We start from the raw sequence: 13,281 nt of genomic DNA on the forward strand, positions 1-13,281 counted from the left end.
GTCATGGTCCTTTCTCGCCGGCACCCGAGGTCCGGGATGCGCGTCTGCCGCGGGCCAGCTCGGTTCCCAGGGCATCGAGCCGCTGGTCCCAGAACCCGCGAAACCGGTCCAGCCACACGTCAACCTCCCTCAGCCGCAAGGGATCGACGGCGTAGAACCGGCGAGCCCCCTCAGCCCGGACCGACGCGAATCCGCTCTCACGCAGAACGCGCAGGTGCTGGGAGACAGCCGGCTGCGACAGCGCGAACTCGGCCCGGATCACCTCCGTGATCGCGCCACATCTGCCTTATATAAGCCAGTGCTGATATCCTGGCGTGCGGGACTACGCGGGATTCTCCGCGACGGCGAGGTAGTCCGTGTAGATCTGCGGTGAGCCGGAAAACGAGGCCAGCTGCTTCCACTCCTCGTACATCTGTTTGGTGTCACGATGGGCGGACGCGAACTCCGCCGCCTCGCCGGTGGCGATGTCGGGCTCGGGGTAGAACACGTCCAGCGCGTCCAGGCTCGCGATCTCCATCATCATCACGTACTGGTCGAGGCGGTTGCCCCGCTCGCCCTTGAGCACGTGGAACCGCCAGTCCGGGTAGTCGTCGATGCGGTGGTGGTTCTCGGCGATGAAGCGGTCGAACATCTCCTCGGTCACGCCGGCGCGCAACGCCAGGTTGTGGATCCCGACGACCCGGGCGACGGGCTCCTCCCCCGGGCGGTCGCGGTAGCGGGGGCCGGGCGTGACCGTGCTCCGCGGGTTGTCGGCCAGCAGCCGGTAGTCGGTGAACAACGTCGGCAGCCCGGCGAACGTGCCCAGCCGCCGCCACCGCGCCAGCACCGCCTCCGCCTCCGGGTGCTGCGCCCAGAACAGCCGGGCCTGCTCGGTCTGCTCACCCCGGGCCGTGACGTAGCGGTCGCGCTGCTCGGCGCTCTCGATCTCGTACAGCATCAGGTACTGGCCGGTCCGCTCGCCGCGCAACCCGCGCAGCAGAGTCCACCGCCACCCCGGGTACAAGGGCAGGTGAACGCCTTCGGCACGCACGAAAGACTCGAACTCTTCCGGCGTGACACCGGCCTCGGTGTCGATGGCGATGTACTGGAAGGTGAACACCGACGAGCGTCCCAATTGCGTCCAATCCTCGGGCCGGAAAGGGATCGTGCGTCCGGCGAGCACGACTCCCCCGCACCCCATCCTGCCCGCTCCGGAGCCCGCGCGCCCTCTCCGGCGTCAGCGCTGTGCGCGCCTGACACCCCCGTGCCAGCGCCGTGTGCGCGCCCTGAGCGCGGCCCGCCGCAGCCTGAACCGGTCGCCGAGATCCGGTGAGCGGAAGGGGATTTCTCATGCATGACGTGGTGATCGTGGGCGCCGGGCCCGTCGGGCTGTTCCTGGCCTGCGAACTGGGCCTCGCGGGCTGCTCGGTCCTGGTTCTCGAGCGGGAGCCGGAGCCTGGCGCGCCGTGGCGGACGGCCCCGCTCGGGCGGCGCGGGCTGTTCGCCGCTTCCGTCGCGGCGTTCCACCGGCGCGGGCTCCTCGAGCCACTGCTGACCGAGGCCGGTCCCGCGTTCGGCGCCGCCGAAGACGACGACCCGGCTCGGCCGCGGTTCGCGGGGCACTTCGCCGGGATCGTGCTCGACGCGGCCGACGTCGACCTCGCCGCCCTGCCGTTCCGGCTGCCCGGCTCGGTGCCGGACGCCGTCATGACCAGCCTCGACACGGTCGAAGCGGTGCTGTCCGAGCGGGCGGCCAAGCTCGGGGTCGAGATCCGCCGCGGGGTCGCCGTGGACGGTCTCACCCAGGACGACGGGCGCGTCGTCGTGCGCGCCGGCGCACGGGAGTACCCGGCGCGCTGGGCCGTCGGCTGCGACGGCGGGCGCAGCGCGGTGCGCCGGCTCGCGGGCTTCGAGTTCACCGGCACCGAGCCGCAGTTCACCGGGTACGTCGCCCTCGCCACCATCCCCGACGTCGAAAAGCTGAGGCCGGGGTTCACTCCGACGCCGCGCGGCATGTACATCCGGATGGCGGCGGAGGGGCACATCGGCGTGATGGACTTCGACGGCGGCGCGTTCGACCGCTCGCGGGAGGTCACCCGCGAACACCTCCAGGAAGTGCTGCGGCGCGTCTCCGGCACCGACGTGACACTGACGGAGGTCCACCTCGCCTCGAGCTACACCGACCGCGCGATGCAGGCGACGACCTACCGGCGGGGCCGCGTCCTGCTCGCCGGCGACGCCGCGCACATCGTTTCGCCCCTCGGCGGGCAGGGGCTCAACACCGGCATCGGCGACGCCGCCAACCTGGGCTGGAAGCTCGCGGCGACCCTGCGCGGCCAGGCCCCGGACGGGCTGCTCGACACCTACACCCGCGAGCGCCACCCGGTCGGCGCCTGGGCGCTCGGCTGGACGCGGGCCCAGGTGGCGTCGATGCGGCCGGATCCGCACGCCCAGGCCGTCCAGAGCGTGCTGCGCGACCTGCTCCGGACCCGGAACGGGACGACCTACGTGTTCGAGAAGCTTTCCGGCATGTCGGCCCGCCACGACCTCGGCGACGACCGGCCGCTGGTCGGCCGCGTCGCGCCGGACTTCCGGCTGGACGACGGCACGAGCCTCGCCGACCTCATGCGGGACGGCCGCGGCGCCGCGCTCGACTTCAGCCCCGACCAGCACCTGCGTGCTTCCGCGGCGGGATGGGAAAGCGAGCTGCGGTACGCCGCGGGAACCGCGGAAAACGACCTCGGCCTCGGTGCGCTCCTGGTCCGCCCCGACGGGGTCGTCGCCTGGACCGGAGAGCACGTGCCCGATCGCGGCTCCTTCGAACGAGCCGCCCGGCGCTGGTTCGGCGAGGCGAGCGTCTGATGTGACCCCTTCCTAGCGACTTGCTTCAGGGACGAAGGCGGGCAGCTTCTCGAGACTGCTGCGCACGGCTTCGGCGCCGTACTCGAACATCTGCCGCTCGTAGCCGTCGACCGCGTCGAGCAGGTCCTGGCGGCCTTCGCCGGCCTCGATGAGGCAGCGGCGCAGCAGGTCGGCGTCGCGCAGTGCGGTGTTCGCGCCGTTGCCGCCGGTCGGGGACGTCGCGTGGATCGCGTCGCCGAGCAGGGTGACCGGCCCGGGCGCCCAGCGCGCTCCGGGCCGGACCACCCGGATGGACAGCAGCGTGCTGTTGTCCGGGTCGGCCTGTTCGACCAGTGCCCGCAGCTCCGGGTGCCAACCGTCCACATGGGACAGCACGGCGTCCTGCGCGGTCAGGCCCGCCGGCGAGCCGTCCGGCGGCAGGATCATGGCCCAGCGCACGTAGTCGCCGATGTCGGGCAGCGTGACTTCGGGGGCCAGGTGCTCGGCGGCCTGCTTCGGCGGAGTCCGGAAGCGCATCGCGCCGAGCAGCAGGCTGACGCCGTCACCGGTGATCTTCGAACCGTAGGCCTTGGCCAGGGTGGCGAACTCGCCGGTCAGCGGGGTGCGGCCGATGACGAACCGGACGCCGGTGTCGGCCGGGGTGGTCCGCGGCGACAGCACGCCGCGAACCGCGGAGTTGACGCCGTCGGCTCCGACGAGCAGGTCGGCGGTGGCCGGGTCGCGGCGGGCGAACCGGGCTCGGACGGTGCCGTCGGCGAGGGTGTCGTAGCCGGTCAACGCGGCGTCGGTGTGCACGGTGAGGCCGGTGGTCAGCAGGTGGCGCAGCACCTGCCGGTCGACCACGAGGCCGGTCCGGCCCGCGCCGAGCCTGCCGATCTCGTTCAGCTGCGGGTCCAGGATCAGCTGCTCCGCGGCGGCCTCCATGACGATCTCGTCCAGCAGGGCGTGCCAGCGCGCCGGCAGGCAGTCGCGCACCGCCTGGAAACCGGCCGGGTTCAGCACGAGCCGGTAGCCCTGGAACCGCGCCGCGATCGCCGGGTCACGCTCGAACACGTCGGCTTCGATCCCGGCGCCACGCAGACCCTGCGCGAGAGCCAGCCCTCCCAGGCCGGCCCCGACAACGGACACTCGCATCCGGCTACCTCCAGACGATCGGAACGAACTAAGTTCGTTTTGACGATCTAAGTTCTATCTGACGAACTAAGATCGTGTCAAGCTATAGTGACGGCCATGCCCGCCGAGCCCCGCCAGCGCCGGAAGCCGATCACCGTCGACCGGATCACCGACGCCGCCCTGGAAGTCGTGGCCACCGAGGGGTACGACGCGCTGACCATCCGCCGGGTCGCCGCCGTGCTCGGCACGGGTCCGTCGTCGCTGTACGCGCACATCGTCACCAAGGGCGACATCGACGACCTGCTGATCGGCAGGCTCTACGCCGAGGTGGTGCTCCCCGAACCGGACCCCGCTTCCTGGCGCGAGCAGCTGGCCGGGGTCTACACGCAGATCCGCGACCTGTACCTGCGGTACCCCGGGGTCTCGCGCGCGGCGCTGGCCATGGTGCCGACGCACCCGGAAACGCTGCGGGTCGGCGAAGGGATCCTGGCGATCCTGCTCGCCGCCGGCATCGAGCCGAGGACGGCCGGCTGGGCCCGCGACGCGCTGTCGCTCTACGTCAGCGCGTACACCCTGGAGCGGTCACTGGTCGAGCACCGACGCCGGCACCAGGACCAGGAATGGGTGCTCGGCCCCGAGGAGCTGCTGGACCGCTTCTCCGCACTGCCCGCCGAGAGGTTCCCGCATACGCGACGCCACGCAGCGGAGCTGATTTCCGGCACCGGTGACGACCGCTTCCGGTTCGCCCTCGGCCGGCTCATGGACAACCTGCGGCCGGAAGTCGCTGCGCCGTCCGGGAAGCCGCGACAGCGTTCGTCCACATAGGCCCGGACGCCGACGATCGTTCACTTGATCCACCTTCACCCTCAAGGGTGAATACGGCGCGGGGTACCGGCACGTAGAGTTCCGTCACCGTGATCAAGTAAACAGACCTTAAAGAGCAAACCCCTGCGAGCCGCCATGAAGCACGCCGTACTCATCGGCCCGGACAGCATCGATCGCGCGGCGATCGCGGCGCTCCTCGCCTGCACGTACGACTTCGACCCGGAGCGGGTGTTCGGCTTCGGGCAGCTCGCACTCGCCCGCGCCGCGCTCGCCGCCGCCGACGGCTTGGTCTTCGTCCTCCACCCGCGGGAGGCCGACCGGCACCGCCCGCCGCCCTCGCCCCGGCCGGAATCGCACGGCAAGCGGCTGATCTTCCTCGTGTCGTCGTTGTCCAGCCAGGACGCGCAGGAGATCCTCAGCCTGAAACCGCGCGGAGTGGTCTTCCTGCACGAGGGGGTCGACCGGCTGCACGACGTCATCACCACGGTCGGCAACGGACAGCGCGCCGTCAGCAGCAGCTTGACGCTGTCGGCCTGGTCGGTCAAGGAAAGCCCGCTGACTCCTCGGGAACAGGAGGTCCTGACCGCGGCCGCCGCCGGCAGCCCGCCCAAGGAGATCGCCACCTCGCTCGGGCTGGCGCCCGGCACCATCCGCAACCACCTGACCGCGATCCAGACGAAGCTGCGCACCCGCTCGCTCGTCGACAGCATCCGCGTCGCGACCGACGCGGGCTGGCTCGGCTGACGCCCCGCTCAGCGGCGGCCGGCGGCCAAGATGACGAGGAACTGACCGCCGCCCGGCTCGACCGCGGCCGTCACCGGCAGCCCGGGCAGCAGCCGGGAGAACCGGTCCACCAGCCAGTCCGCCGCCTCCCGGGCGTCCTTTTCGGTCGGGCACCGCGCGACCATCTCGCGGCCGCCCTTGCGCTCCAGCCGGCCGGCGACCGTGCTCAGCGGCGCGGGTTCGACCACGTGCAGGCGGTCCGGCCAGGCGATGACCACCTTGACCGCGCCTTTGCGCGTGTTGCACCCGCGGTGCGCGAGCCGTTCGGCGATCTTGGCTTTGCGGTCCGCGGTACGGCTGTCGACGCTGGGCCCGCGCGGATCGTTGACCGACATGTCCGGGTCGACGGGTTCGTCGCAGACCCAGCACCGCCAGCCGTCACGTTCGGCCACGTCGTCGAGGAGACTCACCCGAGCAAGCTAGCAGGAGACCGAGCTGTGGCCGAGACAGCTACCGGACGAGCGCCGTCAAGGCTTGGCGGAGGTCCGCCGGATGGCGGATCCAGAGGTCCGCCGCCGTGCCCTCGGAGGAGGTGAGCGTCAGGCAGCCCTGGTCTCCCGGGCCCCGAAGCGGGACGACCTCCGCTGTCCACGACCGGTCGAACGTCAGCGGGCCGACGCCACGGTCGCGATCTGCTTTTCGCGGCTCCCAGCACAGTTCGCCGTCTCGGAGGGACAACCGGCCGAGCAGCTCACCCACCTCGTCGGCGCGGCGGGCGTGACGGCCGGGCGCCTTGGCGCCGAGGAGCTGGGCGACCGGCACCGGCAGCTGAGCCGACCACGACGGCGGCTGCCCCGCGGCACGTCGTCGGCGCTCGGCGCGGGTGTCCCGCCACGCGATCAGCGAGAACACCACGTACACCAGTGCGAGGAGGCCGAGCAGGGTGGCCGCCGCCGGGACCCAGCCGGTCTTGAGACCGAGCAGGGCCGTCAACGCCGTGACGTGACCGGCGCCGAGCACCGTGCGGGTGCGCCGCCTGCGTTCCCGGTCCCGGCCGTACCCGGTCATGCCCACGTCCGATCGGTTCGTCTCAGCAGACGATCGCCCGCCCCATAGGGAGAATACGTGCGCGGCGCGGGTGCGGCGGTGACATCGGCGACCGGCACCGCTCCCCCGATCAGGACGTAGCCAGCACCGAACCTCGCCAGGCCGAGGCCGACCGCGCCGACCGCGAGCCCCGCGTAACCGGCGGAGGTGCCGAGGTGCCGGACCGAAGTCCGCCGGTTTCGGCGGCGCAGGCGGTTTCGGTGTCGCACCGACCACGCACGTGGTCGCTCCCGGCGGACGGAGTATCGGGCATTACTCCGAGTTTCTCCGCCTCTGTCGGAAATCCGCATTCTCAAGCAGCGTCCACAGTGGCGGATTGCCTGATGCCACGAGCAGGCCTTGGTCGCGGTGGACGAGCCGGACGACCGCGATGTCGGCGTCCGGACCGAACAACTTTTCCACATAGGACAGCGCTTTGTCCAGGCCTGGTCAGCCGCCGGCGTCGGCCGGCAGGAACGCCACGGCGTCGCCGGCGACCAGCGGGAGCAGCGGGTCCCGGGTCACCCGGTCGCCGTTCAGCGCGGCCACCATGTGCCGGTCCAGGGTGAGTTCGGCCGCTTCGGCGGCCGCGCCGAGCGTCGCCGCGGGGACGCGGCGGGGGCAATGGCCGTCGCCGCGGGCCAGGGAGCCGAAGCATTCGATGGTGACCTCGGCCGGTGGCCTGGCCCGGGCCGCCGCGTAGTCCTCGGGGGTGTTGACGTTCACGACGGATTCGAGCGTCGGGTCGTCGCGCTCCAGGGCGCTGTCGTCGAGGAGCTGGTCCTCTTCGAGCTTCGCCACGGTGCAGTGCTTGGCCAGCATGCCGGGACGCAGATCGCCTTCGGTCACCAGTTTCGCGATCAGCCCGGCCAGCTCGGCGCGGTAGCCCGCGGCGAGGGGTTGCCGGAACCCGCGAGCGACCGGCAGGAGCATGTCGGCGCCGGTGTCGGCCAGCCCGCGCAGCACGCGGCGGACGAACGCCGGGTGCAGGAACGGCATGTCCACCGAGCACGCGAACGCGACCGGCGCCTCCTGCGCAACGGCCGCGAATCCGGCCGCGAGGCCCTGCATCGGCCCGAGGCCTTCAACCGGATCGGTCACGACGCGCACGCCGCGCGGAAGCGCGGGCAGCTCCTGCCCGGGCGCGGCGACGACGACCACGGGGCCGTCGAGCGTCCGGGTCAGCAGGGCGGTGGTGCGGTAGAGCAGCGTCGAGCCGTGCCATTCGAGGTCGGCCTTGGCCTGTCCCATGCGGGTGGAGCGCCCACCCGCGAGAACAACACCGGCCGCGGTCTGCATGCCGACGATGCTATCCGCGCGCCGGCTCAAAGTGCGTGTGGGAAAATCCGTGGCTCCGCGGACGGCAGCGGCGCCGGCCCCGACCCATCCGCTGTGCCAGCGGCCTCGAACGAGAAGAGCGCCGACTGGCTCGGGTATCGCCCGCCCTGTACCCGCGACCGGAGGTCACGATGTTCGGACTCAGCCCGGAGCACCTGCTCGTCCTGCTGGTCGCCGCGCTGTTCATCCTCGGACCGGAACGACTTCCCGGCGCGATCGCGACCGTCCGCAAGACCACCCAGAAGGCCAAGGACGCCCTCGCGAACGCCCACGAGCAGATCCGCGGCGAGGTCGGCCCGGAGTTCGAGCAGCTCCGCAAGCCGCTCGGCGAGCTCAACCAGCTCCGGGCACTCAGTCCCCGCACTGCCCTGACACGGCTGATACTGGACCCGCCGTCCGACGAGCCGGTCCCCGCCCCGGTGCCGCCGACCGGGCGGGCAGCCGGTGTGGACATGGAAGCCACCTGACACAACCGAAAGGACCGCGGTCAAGATCGACGACACCATCCGTTCCGTGGACGGCGAGGCCGCCTCGGTCGCGCATCGGGTCCTGCAGGCGCGGGCGCTACGACGGCGGCGGACCGTGACGGGAGTCGCGGTGGCCGCGGTCGTCGCGGCCGGTGGCGGCGCCGCGCTCGCGACGGCCTTCGACGGTGATCAAGCCACGGCCCAGCCCATCGCGGTGACCCAGTGGCCCGCGCGTGGCCCCCTGGCCGGCGACACCGCGCTGGTCGGCCGCGCCAAACTGGCTTGGGCGAACGCCAGCCTCGCAGCCGCGCCCGGATCAGAAGCCGCCGTGCTCTACGCCGGGCCGCTCGGCGGGCAGAACGCCACTCTGGTCGTCCTGCGCCGCACCGACGCGACCGGAAGGACGTCGCTGGGCTTCATGACCGCGCCGTCGACCACCGGCACCACGACGGTGACGGTGCGAGCCCAGCTGACCGTCTCCACGAGCGCGCCCGTCCCGGCGGCTTACGGCTTCGTCGTCTCCAGACCCGCGCCCGGGGATCAGCCCCCGGCGAGCTGGGCGGCCGCCCTCGTCGCGCCAGGCATGCCCGGCGCCCGGTACAGCACCAGCGCCGTCGAGCAAGAGATCGCGGCCACCGCCGGCTCGCCCCTCAACGGGTTGCTGACTGTGGCCCTGCCGCCGCAGGCAGCCGCATGGAACACCGAGCTCGCGTTCGGCGACCGCGGAGAACGGGGCATCGCCGCCCTGGCCGCGGCAGCCGACGACCCGGCCACTCGTACCGTCACCGCGGACCCCCGTCTCGACGGCACCTTCACCGTCACCGGTGCGGCGGACGCGCAACCGGGTGACCTGCTCACGGTCCACGACGGGCTGATCGGCGTCGTCACCAGCGGCGGGCCCACCGCTTCGGCCGGCACAGACCTGACGACGCTGCGGACATCCGGGCTGAGCGCCCGGACCGCGACCAGCGATCGCCCGGTCGGCCTCGCCACGGGCCCCGGCGAGCTGACCACGCTCACCGCCGGTCCCGGCGTGCTGCGCGAGGGCGACCGCATCGTCGCCGGCGGGTTCCCCGGCACCGCGGCGGTCATCAACCTCGGCACCGCCCACCCGACCGCGGACGGCACCTGGATCCTGCGGCGGGACACGTGGTTCCCGCTGACTCCCGCACCGGCCGGCCTGATCCGGCACCCGTGAGCGGCCGGGGTGTCGAGTTACGGTCGATCCGTTCGTCATCCTCTTCGACGACAGCACCACAGCTCGAGCTGGAGGCCACGTGCAGTACATGCTGCTGATCTACAACTGCCATCGCCCCGAACCCGGCGACCCGGCCTTCCCCGACGCACTGGCCAGGGTCAACGCCTTCGCCGAGGAATGCCGCCGGCGGGGCGCGTTCGTCTCCGGCCACCCCCTCCAGGGTGAGCACACCGCCACCACCGTCAGCGTCCGTGACGGCAAGACGCTGATCACCGACGGCCCGTTCCCCGAGACCCACGAGCACCTCGGCGGCACCTACGTCCTGGACTGCCGCACCCTCGACGAAGCCCTCGAGCTGGCCGCGCTCTGTCCCATGGCCGCGGACGGCACGATCGAGGTCCGCCCGATCGCCGGGGTCCCGGACCTCGACCACCGCGCGTCGACGGGCGCATGACGGCCGCGCCCGTCCTGCAGGAGACCTACCGCGAACACCGCGCCAAGATGCTCGCCGCCCTGGTCCGCGTGCTGGGCGACTTCGAACTCGCCGAAGACGCGCTGCAGGACGCGTGCGCGCTCGCCCTGCGCAAGTGGGACCAGCCGCCCGACGACCCGGTCGCCTGGCTGCTGACCGCCGCCCGCAACGCCGCGATCGACCGGCTCCGGCGCGCCCGCCGAGGTCGCGAAAAGCTCGCGCAGCTCGGCGAACCACCGGAGGTGACGACCGTGGAATTCGACGAAGATCGCTTTCCCGGCATCGGCGACGAGCGGCTCAGCCTCATCTTCACCTGCTGCCACCCGGCCCTGGCCGAAGAGGCGCGAGTCGCGCTCACGCTGCAAGCCGTGGCCGGCCTGACCGCCGGCCAGATCGCCCGGACCTTCCTGGTCGCCGAACCGACCCTGGCCCAGCGGCTCGTGCGGGCCAAACGCAAGATCCGCGACGCGGGAATCAGCCTCGAAGTCCCCGCCGACCGCCTCCTGCCCGAGCGGCTCTCCGGCGTCCTCACCGTGCTCTACCTGATCTTCACCCGCGGCTACACCGCCGGCGGCGACCAGCCGGAGTACCGCGAACTGCAGCAAGAGGCGATCCGGCTCGCCAAGCTCGTCGCCACCCTCATGCCCGACGAACCGGAAGCCCTCGCCCTGGTCGCGCTGCTGCTGGTCCACCACTCGCGCTCGGCCGCCCGGTACGCGCCGACCGGCGACCTGGTCCTGCTCGACGACCAGGACCGCGCACGCTGGGACCACGCCGAGATCGCCGAAGCCGTCGGCCTGCTGGACCGGGCCCTGCGCTTCGGCGCGCCCGGGCCGTACGTGCTGCAGGCGACCATCGCGGTCCTGCACGCCCAGGCGCCGACGGCTGCCGACACGAACTGGGCCGCGATCGCCGCGGTGTACGAGCAGCTGCTCGGGTTGACGCCGTCTCCGGTGGTCGCCCTCAACCACGCCGTGGCCGTCGCGATGGCCACCACCCCGGCCGAGGGGCTGGCGTTGGTCGACCGGATCGAGGGTCTCGACGGCTACCACCTGCTGCACGCGGCTCGCGCCGATCTCCTGCGTCGCCTCGGCCGCGCGGACGAAGCAGCCGCGGCGTACCGGCGTGCCCACGACCTCGCCACCACCCTCGCCGACCGGCGTTATCTCGCCGGCCGGATCCAGGAAACCTGACGGGACGAGCCGTCGAGAAGCCGGGCGGCCGTTCGTCCTCTGGTGAGTCAACCGACGACTCGCCGAAAGGACACACCCATGAGCAGCACGTCACCGGCCGCCACCTCGGTTCAGGCCGACACCGTTGTCGACCTTCCCGTCGAGCAGGCCTTCCGCGTGTTCACCGAACGGTTCGACGAGGTCAAGCCGCGCGAGCACAACCTGCTCGCGGTGCCGATCGAGCGGACGGTTTTCGAGCCCCAGGCCGGCGGCAGCGTGTACGACGTGGGCACCGATGGCAGCCGGTGCGCTTGGGCGCGGGTTCTCGCCTTCGAGCCGTCCGAGCGGCTGGTCCTCAGCTGGGACATCAGCCCACGCTGGCAGCTGGAGTCCGATCCCGGCCACACCAGTGAGGTGGAGATCCGGTTCACCGCCGAAGGCGCCGGCCGCACCCGGGTCGCCCTCGACCACCACCACCTCGACCGGCACGGCGAAGGCTGGGAAAGCTTCACGAGCCTCGGCTCCGGCTCGGGCTGGCCGCGGTACCTCGACCGGTTCCGCGCGGCAACGCGACGGGATGCCGCGGAGGCCTGAAGCGGATACCGTCCCCTGACCCTGGCAACAGCGGAGAGGCCACATGAGCACACACCGCGATCGAGCGGAAGAACTGCGCGCGGCGGTGAGCAACACCGGAGTCACCGATTCCGCGCTCCGGACCGCGGTCGCGGCCCGGGCGGCGGGCGGGCCGCCGGTGGCCGAACCGTACGACGCCCTGGCCCGGCAGATCGGTGTCGCCTCCTACCGGGTGACCGACGACGAGGTCGCCGCCGTCCGGCAGGCTTCCGGCAGCGACAAAGCAGCGTTCGAAGTCGTCATGTCCGCCTGCGTCGGAGCGGGTCTGGCTCGCTGGGACACCGCTACCCGGGTCATCGAGGAGGCGACCGATGCGCCTGCCTGAGGTCGAACGCGGTGACGGTCTCCGCAGCAGGCTGCTGATCCGGGTGATCTCCCTGGCGCTGGGCGCGCGTCTCCCGGACGCGGCCCGGGTTGTTTTCTACCACAAGGGTTTCGTCGGCACGGCCCTCGGCACGTGGACGCAGGACGTGATGCGCGGACCGAGCGACTGGTCCGTGGCGGAGCGGGAACTGATGGCCGCGATGGTCGCCCAGTGGAACTCGAGTCCCTTCTGCATCGGGGCGCACCGGGCCATCGCCGTGCACGGGATGGACAAGGCCGTGGCGGACGCGGTCCTCGCCGACTACCACACCGCGCCCATCTCGGAGTCCCTGCGCGCCACGCTCGCCGTTCTGGAAACCATCACGGCGAGCCCCGATGACCTGCAGGGCGACCAAGTCCGGGCGGCGCTGGCCGCGGGTGCCACCCGGGGACAACTCGAGGACGCGGCCGCGGTCGCGGCCGTGTTCGGCATCATCACCCGCTACGCCAACGCACTGGGCTTCGCGATCCCGACCGACGCCGAGTTCGACAAGGCCGCCGGCATGATGCTCGAACGCGGCTACGCCTGAGCAGCTGTTGCCAGGCAGGCAACCCCGTCCCCGGTCACATGTTCCGGGCCCCCGCCTGGATCGCCTCCCGGATCCTGGCGTAGGTGCCGCACCGGCAGATGTTGCGGATCTCGTCGAGGTCGGCGTCGGTGATCGCGTGGCCCGCGGCGGTCGCCTGCTTGACCTTCGCGACCGCGGCCATGATCTGGCCCGGCTGGCAGTAGCCGCACTGGGCGACGTCCAGCTGCAGCCACGCCTCCTGCATCGGGTGCAGGTCCTTCCCGACGGTCGCGGGCAGGCCTTCGATCGTGGTGATCTCGTCGGTGTCCTTGATGTCGGCGACCCGCACCGAGCACGGGTTGAACGCCTTGCCGTTGATGTGGCTGGTGCACGCCTTGCAGACGTCGAGCCCGCAGCCGTACTTCGGGCCGGTGATGCCGAGCAGGTCGCGCAGGACCCACAGGAGGCGGAGGTCGTCGTCGGCGTCGACGGTGACCTGCCGGCCGTTGACCTTGAACGTGTGTTGCGGCACGGCTGGCTC

At 72.0% G+C, this 13,281-nt stretch carries 16 protein-coding genes and 1 pseudogene; 10 read left to right on the top strand and 7 right to left on the bottom strand.

The window, feature by feature from the left end:
* Position 1: 1 nt before the first annotated feature.
* Positions 2-277: pseudogene (locus ACZ61C_RS36925) on the bottom strand (ArsR/SmtB family transcription factor); the annotation flags it as partial.
* A gap of 45 nt (positions 278-322) precedes the next feature.
* A complete protein-coding gene (locus ACZ61C_RS36930; RefSeq protein WP_465312543.1) occupies positions 323-1,114 on the bottom strand; it encodes a hypothetical protein in 792 nt (263 codons plus the stop codon).
* 215 nt (positions 1,115-1,329) lie between these two features.
* Here ACZ61C_RS36930 and ACZ61C_RS36935 point away from each other — a divergent pair, with 215 nt between their 5' ends.
* Complete coding sequence (locus ACZ61C_RS36935; protein WP_465312544.1) at positions 1,330-2,841, top strand: FAD-dependent oxidoreductase; 1,512 nt, start codon at positions 1,330-1,332, stop codon at positions 2,839-2,841.
* Positions 2,842-2,853: 12 nt separating this feature from the next.
* Here ACZ61C_RS36935 and ACZ61C_RS36940 read toward each other — a convergent pair whose 3' ends face one another.
* Positions 2,854-3,975: an FAD-dependent oxidoreductase gene (locus ACZ61C_RS36940; protein ID WP_465312545.1), complete on the bottom strand. Its 1,122-nt coding sequence runs from the start codon at positions 3,973-3,975 to the stop codon at positions 2,854-2,856.
* A 96-nt stretch (positions 3,976-4,071) separates the two neighbouring features.
* Between ACZ61C_RS36940 and ACZ61C_RS36945 the strand changes: the two genes are divergently transcribed.
* A complete protein-coding gene (locus ACZ61C_RS36945) occupies positions 4,072-4,779 on the top strand; it encodes a TetR/AcrR family transcriptional regulator (RefSeq protein WP_465312546.1) in 708 nt (235 codons plus the stop codon).
* Positions 4,780-4,914: 135 nt separating this feature from the next.
* Complete coding sequence (locus ACZ61C_RS36950) at positions 4,915-5,523, top strand: helix-turn-helix transcriptional regulator (protein ID WP_465312547.1); 609 nt, start codon at positions 4,915-4,917, stop codon at positions 5,521-5,523.
* A gap of 8 nt (positions 5,524-5,531) precedes the next feature.
* Here the strand turns inward: ACZ61C_RS36950 and ACZ61C_RS36955 are convergent, their stop codons facing one another.
* The 3 genes from ACZ61C_RS36955 to mobA all read right to left on the bottom strand — a co-directional run bounded on the left by ACZ61C_RS36955 (position 5,532) and on the right by mobA (position 7,887).
* On the bottom strand, positions 5,532-5,972 hold the full coding sequence (locus ACZ61C_RS36955) for a hypothetical protein (RefSeq protein ID WP_465312548.1): 441 nt from the start codon (positions 5,970-5,972) through the stop codon (positions 5,532-5,534).
* 40 nt (positions 5,973-6,012) lie between these two features.
* Positions 6,013-6,570, bottom strand: coding sequence for a hypothetical protein (locus tag ACZ61C_RS36960; protein WP_465312549.1), 558 nt, complete (start codon positions 6,568-6,570; stop codon positions 6,013-6,015).
* Between the two features lie 468 nt (positions 6,571-7,038).
* Positions 7,039-7,887 carry a molybdenum cofactor guanylyltransferase gene (mobA, locus tag ACZ61C_RS36965; protein WP_465312550.1) on the bottom strand — a complete coding sequence of 283 codons (849 nt, stop codon included), beginning with the start codon at positions 7,885-7,887 and terminating at the stop codon, positions 7,039-7,041.
* Positions 7,888-8,057: 170 nt separating this feature from the next.
* Between mobA and ACZ61C_RS36970 the strand changes: the two genes are divergently transcribed.
* The 7 genes from ACZ61C_RS36970 to ACZ61C_RS37000 all read left to right on the top strand — a co-directional run bounded on the left by ACZ61C_RS36970 (position 8,058) and on the right by ACZ61C_RS37000 (position 12,761).
* Entirely contained in the window at positions 8,058-8,393 is a 336-nt protein-coding gene (locus ACZ61C_RS36970; RefSeq protein ID WP_465312551.1) for a twin-arginine translocase TatA/TatE family subunit, read from the top strand.
* A gap of 46 nt (positions 8,394-8,439) precedes the next feature.
* Positions 8,440-9,591 carry a hypothetical protein gene (locus tag ACZ61C_RS36975; RefSeq protein ID WP_465312552.1) on the top strand — a complete coding sequence of 384 codons (1,152 nt, stop codon included), beginning with the start codon at positions 8,440-8,442 and terminating at the stop codon, positions 9,589-9,591.
* A gap of 88 nt (positions 9,592-9,679) precedes the next feature.
* Positions 9,680-10,045: a YciI family protein gene (locus ACZ61C_RS36980; protein ID WP_465312614.1), complete on the top strand. Its 366-nt coding sequence runs from the start codon at positions 9,680-9,682 to the stop codon at positions 10,043-10,045.
* Complete coding sequence (locus ACZ61C_RS36985) at positions 10,042-11,256, top strand: RNA polymerase sigma factor (protein ID WP_465312553.1); 1,215 nt, start codon at positions 10,042-10,044, stop codon at positions 11,254-11,256. Before ACZ61C_RS36980 ends, ACZ61C_RS36985 begins: the two co-directional genes overlap by 4 nt.
* Before the next feature lie 78 nt (positions 11,257-11,334).
* Positions 11,335-11,829: an SRPBCC family protein gene (locus ACZ61C_RS36990; RefSeq protein WP_465312554.1), complete on the top strand. Its 495-nt coding sequence runs from the start codon at positions 11,335-11,337 to the stop codon at positions 11,827-11,829.
* A 43-nt stretch (positions 11,830-11,872) separates the two neighbouring features.
* Positions 11,873-12,193, top strand: coding sequence for a hypothetical protein (locus tag ACZ61C_RS36995; RefSeq protein ID WP_465312555.1), 321 nt, complete (start codon positions 11,873-11,875; stop codon positions 12,191-12,193).
* Positions 12,180-12,761, top strand: coding sequence for a carboxymuconolactone decarboxylase family protein (locus tag ACZ61C_RS37000; RefSeq protein WP_465312556.1), 582 nt, complete (start codon positions 12,180-12,182; stop codon positions 12,759-12,761). The genes ACZ61C_RS36995 and ACZ61C_RS37000 overlap by 14 nt, the downstream gene beginning before the upstream one ends.
* A 34-nt stretch (positions 12,762-12,795) precedes the next feature.
* Here ACZ61C_RS37000 and ACZ61C_RS37005 read toward each other — a convergent pair whose 3' ends face one another.
* Entirely contained in the window at positions 12,796-13,272 is a 477-nt protein-coding gene (locus ACZ61C_RS37005) for a (2Fe-2S)-binding protein (RefSeq protein ID WP_465312557.1), read from the bottom strand.
* Between the last annotated feature and the right edge of the window lie 9 nt (positions 13,273-13,281).

This window comes from Amycolatopsis sp. NPDC104587, from assembly GCF_055583645.1.